The sequence below is a fragment of the Streptomyces sp. YIM 98790 genome, assembly GCF_011421595.1.
GTDB lineage: Bacteria > Actinomycetota > Actinomycetes > Streptomycetales > Streptomycetaceae > Streptomyces.
Map to the genome: position 1 here is coordinate 1 of NZ_WTLH01000353.1, position 2,516 is coordinate 2,516.

Here is a 2,516-nt window from a genome sequence, read left to right on the forward strand (position 1 = left end):
CTCCCCGGGGGCGCCGGCCCGGCGGGGCGCGCGGTGCTCAGGCGGTGACCCGGGCGACCAGGACGCAGGCGTCGTCGTGGCGTCCGCCCGGGTCGTCGCCGCAGGCCTCGCCGATCAGCCGCAGGGCCTCCGCCGCGCTGTGCGCGGCGGACAGCTCGGCGGCCAGCGCCAGCAGGCGCGGATCGCCGTCCCGCTCCGCCGGTGCGCCCCCGGGGAACAGCCCGTCGGTGTGCAGCACCAGGACGTCCCCCGGCTCCAGCCGGTGCTCCCGCTCCTGGTAGACCGCACCGGTGAGCGAGCCCAGCAGCGGCCCGGCCGGGCGCGGCAGCGGCCTGCCGGCGCCGTCCCGGCACAGCACCGGCGCCGGGTGGCCGGCCTGGGCCCAGGTCAGCGTCCGGGTCTCCGGCAGGTAGCGGCAGCACACCGCGGCGGCCAGCACCGGATGGCTGCCGCTGTCCAGCAGCTCGCCCAGGTGCCCCAGCGCCGCGCCGGGCGACGCACCGGTGAGCGCGATGCCCCGCAGCGCGCCCAGCGCCATGGCCGAGCCGGACACCGCCGCCAGGCCGCGTCCCGACAGATCCCCCGCGGTCAGCACCATGCCGCCGGCCGGCAGGTCCATGGCGTCGAACCACTTGCCGCCGGCCACCGTGCCGGCACCGGCCGGCAGATAGCGGGCCGCCAGGTCCAGCGCGCCCGGCCCGGCCGGGCGGCCGGCCGTCTCCGGCAGCGCCAGCCAGGGCGCGACCGTCATCCGCTGCAGCGAGATCGCCAGCCGGTGCTCCGCCCGGTCCTGCTCCTGGGGCCCGCGCAGCCGGCCGTGCCCCTCCGCGGACCGGCCCCGTCCGCCGCCCTGGCGCGGCACCGCGGGCTCCTCCCGCAGCTGGCTGACGTCCCGCACCAGCGCCCACATGGCCACGGTCCCGCCCGCCTCGTCCAGCACCGGCTCCCCGGCGAGCTGGAGAATCCGCCGGGAACCGTCCGGGCGGACGACGCGGAACTCGCAGCCGGCCGGCTGGCCGTCCACCAGACAGCGGGTGACCACCCCGGTCAGGGCCGGCTGGTCGTCCTCCACCAGGCAGGACGGCAGCTCGTCCAGAGTCAGCGGGCCCTGCTGCGCGGTGCGCCCGAACATGGCGAGCAGCTCGTCGGTCCAGGACACCTCGTCGGTCAGCAGGCTCCACTCCGCGGTGCCCATCCGCCCGCCCAGCCGGGCCCGCCCGGCCGGCGCCGGCTGCCCGGCGGCCGGGGGCGCGAGCCCGGCGAGCTGCTCCAGCCGCTCCCGGGCGTCGTCCAGCTGCCGCAGCACCAGCCCCCACAGCGCCCGCCGCACCCGGTCCTCGTCCCGTGCGCCGCAGGCGTGCGCGTCGCGGACCGCCTCGGCGGTCTGGCGCAGTCCACGGGTCCGCGCGATAAGGTCCTCAAGCGCCCCCCGGCCGGGGGCGCCGCCCGGCGGCTCCTCCGGCGGGTGCGGAGCCGAGTGCTGAGGGTGCTGGGAGGAGGGCATCACGATTCCCGATGCGAAACGGGCCGGGGCCGTGGCCGGCCCGGGCGGACGACAACCGACTCTGGCACAGCGCGCCCGGGACCGTAAGGGATTCGGCCGCTCAGTGGCCCTGTCGTGATCAACGGCGGTGAGGCCGCACAGCCGCCCGGACCGCCGTGCCGAACGCCCGCCCGGTGACCGGTGGCGGAAATCCCGTTGCCAGCGCAACCCCTTCCCCGGATGCTGACTCATATGTTCGCCAGTCCAGTCGAAACAGACATAGCGCCCAGCGGTTCCCTGCTCGGGCTGCTCCAGCGCGGCCGGGGGGACGGCGCGCTGCACGCGCTGGCCGCCCCGCGTCCCGAGGCCGTGGCCGCGGTGGAGCACTGCGTGCTGCACGACCCCCGGCGGGACTGGCAGGTGGAGCACCGCTCGCTGTACTACGCCCGGCTGTACGCGGAGCTGGGCGCCGGCCTGTCCGGCATGGCGGCCCATCTCGGCCATCCGGACGACGCCGCCGCGGGCGATCCGCTCACCGGCGAGGGCGTGCCAGAGGAGCGCACCGGTCTGGCCCTGTCCGTGCTCGGCCATCTGGTCTCCTACGGTGACGCCCGCGCCCTGGAGCTGCTGCGCGGCTATGCGCTCTCCGGCGCCAACTGGCGCTGGGCCCTGGACGAGCTGGCGGTGCGCGACGACGACCGCGGACTGCGCGCGCTCGGCCCGGGCGTCCTGGAGCGGTTCCCGGCCACCCCGGAGGGGGAGGCGGCGCTCGGCGCCGCCGCCCGGGACGCCTTCGAGCCGCGCCCCTGGCGGATCTGGGCCGAGGATCCGGACCGCCCCGCCCAGCGCGCCCGGGTCCGGCGCGCCCTGGAGAGCGGCGCCTTCGACCGCTGGCGCCGCCAGCTTCGCCCGCCGCGCCCGCAGCCCGGCTGGAGCGTGGCCTCGGTGCTCGGCTGGGTCGCCGAGGGGCAGCTTCTCGACCCGCCGCAGTGGCGGGAGGCCCCGGCCGCGCGCTGTCTGGCCGCGGTGGCCG

At 78.4% G+C, this 2,516-nt stretch carries 1 protein-coding gene and 1 pseudogene; one reads left to right on the plus strand and one right to left on the minus strand.

What is annotated here, in order from left to right:
* Window positions 1-37: 37 nt before the first annotated feature.
* The gene (locus GQS09_RS27915) at window positions 38-1,504 is read right to left on the minus strand and encodes a PP2C family protein-serine/threonine phosphatase (protein WP_165990301.1); all 1,467 of its coding nucleotides are present in this window, start codon (window positions 1,502-1,504) and stop codon (window positions 38-40) included.
* A gap of 231 nt (window positions 1,505-1,735) precedes the next feature.
* On the opposite strand from GQS09_RS27915, the pseudogene GQS09_RS27920 reads away from it, so the two are divergent.
* Window positions 1,736-2,516 (plus strand): annotated as a pseudogene (locus GQS09_RS27920) (HEAT repeat domain-containing protein); the annotation flags it as partial.